Below are 1,912 nucleotides of genomic sequence, written 5' to 3'. Positions count from 1 at the left end.
CCCCCCCCCAACTTTTCAAGCGATTACACTATATTTTGTGTCATTTTCATAATAATGTCTGTTTTTTATTTTTATCTCCCTGTTTATATGTTAATATTTAATTGTTTTGTAATAATTTACATAAGAAAAATTACGGACGTTGTATAAATATTCTATGAGTTGACCTGCATTTGCCTTCAAAAATACCTAAAATGCGCCAGAGATGCTACCTTTTCAGACCAGACACGACAAGCACCAAAAGAGTTCGCCTATTCCCAAAGAGTTTGGCAGAATTCGATGGTTCCTCTCTAGTTGTTCCATCCCACTCTTTCGTCTCATGCCTAAGATCAAACCTTAGACAACCTAACAAAAAAAGTTCCCTATCGGAACTCCTCACCTTATATAATCGTTTAGTTTGCTTTTATAGACATTTGAATTAAATTTGATAGAGCCTCACTTTCGACTTGCCCTACTCTACGAAAGTGACTTGCTTCGCTCGCGAAATAATCACAGTTAACCTGAAATAACTATAGCATTGACTTTACAATCAGTATCTCTAATAACCACTCCACTAACGAGCACCTGGTTGACTTCCTTACTGTCAACCAAGAGTATTTTGCCAAGTCAATCTGAATCTGGCAGCTAGTGTCTCCACTCCTTGCACCAGTTGGCACGAAGCTGTTCGACAAGTGATACTGGGAGAGTTGTCAATGCTATACTTTCCCTTTCTGGCAGGTTTTAAAGGAAACAGTTAGCAATTCGAAACCAGTCTTATTGTTCGCTTTCTATCATGGTTGATGATTTTGTGACAGTTGATCGATTTGTACAGAAGATAGACCGGTCAGCTTTTCAATCAGTTCATACGAAAAACCTTCACGCAACATCTGATAGGCGACCTCTATACGGCCTTTCTCCAACCCCTTCTCCAAACCTTTCTCCAGGCCTTCTTCTAAACCTTCTGCTCTGCCTTCCTCCTTACCTCGCCGTCTGCCACGTATATAGGAGCTTTCCAATTCACCAAAGTGGTTGGAAGCATTACGTAACCATTGATCTACCATTTCGATTTCCTCCTCTGTCCATGTGTTTCTATCCAACAGGTGTTCTGCTTTTTCAATAACATCTGATGTAGATTGACTAAATGCTCGGTTGGCGAAAAATTCTATCCATTGGCGCTGATTTTTCTCTAGCTGACCCTTGCGGAATTTTTTCAGTTCAATAATGACCATTTCAAATGGTTTTCTCAATTCTTCATGTTCGCCAAATGGCAATTCCAAGACTTGACCCCCATCTTTTTCAGTCAGTACAAAACTGTGAATCGGCTGGTCATCATCAAAATACTTACTAGCTACTAAGGCAATCGAATAAATCGGTGAGATTTTATCATACATATCATGTGTCTGCGTGACCTTGTCACGAACATTGGGCAAATCCTTGACCAAATGTTGGCAGGAATAGGTCCATAAGCGCTTGATAAAACTGTTTTGATAGGCAACCTGTATCTCGATGATAACTTGCGTCCCATCATCCATACGAGCCAAAATATCCACCGTAGTACTAAAGTGACTAGTCCTTTCTTTTTTCACATCCGCAATGGTTCCATTCAAAATCTGAACAGACTTGGGGCGAAAACCTAGAAAAGTATTGATGAAATCAATGGTGATTTCGTGGTCATTGAAAATCTTTTTTGCAATAATGTCAGCCATAGGACTAACTACCTGACGACGTTTAGTCATTTTTATCCTCCAAATAAAGTAATAGAGAAATACTCCCTATCTATTTATTCGGAAAAGTTTCTAGTTATATTATAGCATACCATTCTATTTTTTCAATGAAGAAAGTAGATACAAGAAATCCGTTTCTTATAAATGACCCCACAATAGCCAAGGCTAAACAACAGACTCAGTCACATCTACCAGTAATACTCTTCGAAAAC

At 38.9% G+C, this 1,912-nt stretch carries 1 protein-coding gene; it reads right to left on the bottom strand.

Annotation, left to right across the window (positions count from 1 at the left end; genetic code table 11):
* Positions 1 to 767 precede the first annotated feature (767 nt).
* Positions 768 to 1,712, bottom strand: coding sequence for an Rpn family recombination-promoting nuclease/putative transposase (locus SST62_RS0105485; RefSeq protein WP_029186601.1), 945 nt, complete (start codon positions 1,710 to 1,712; stop codon positions 768 to 770).
* Between the last annotated feature and the right edge of the window lie 200 nt (positions 1,713 to 1,912).

The organism is Streptococcus suis YS56, assembly GCF_000440115.1.
Classification (GTDB): domain Bacteria; phylum Bacillota; class Bacilli; order Lactobacillales; family Streptococcaceae; genus Streptococcus; species Streptococcus suis_L.
This window is presented reverse-complemented; position numbering and strand designations above follow the sequence as displayed.

What these genes read in the sequence shown, in the direction of transcription:
- SST62_RS0105485 (WP_029186601.1), bottom strand. Translation starts at nt 1,712, where the DNA reads ATGACTAAACGTCGTCAGGTAGTTAGTCCTATGGCTGACATTATTGCA.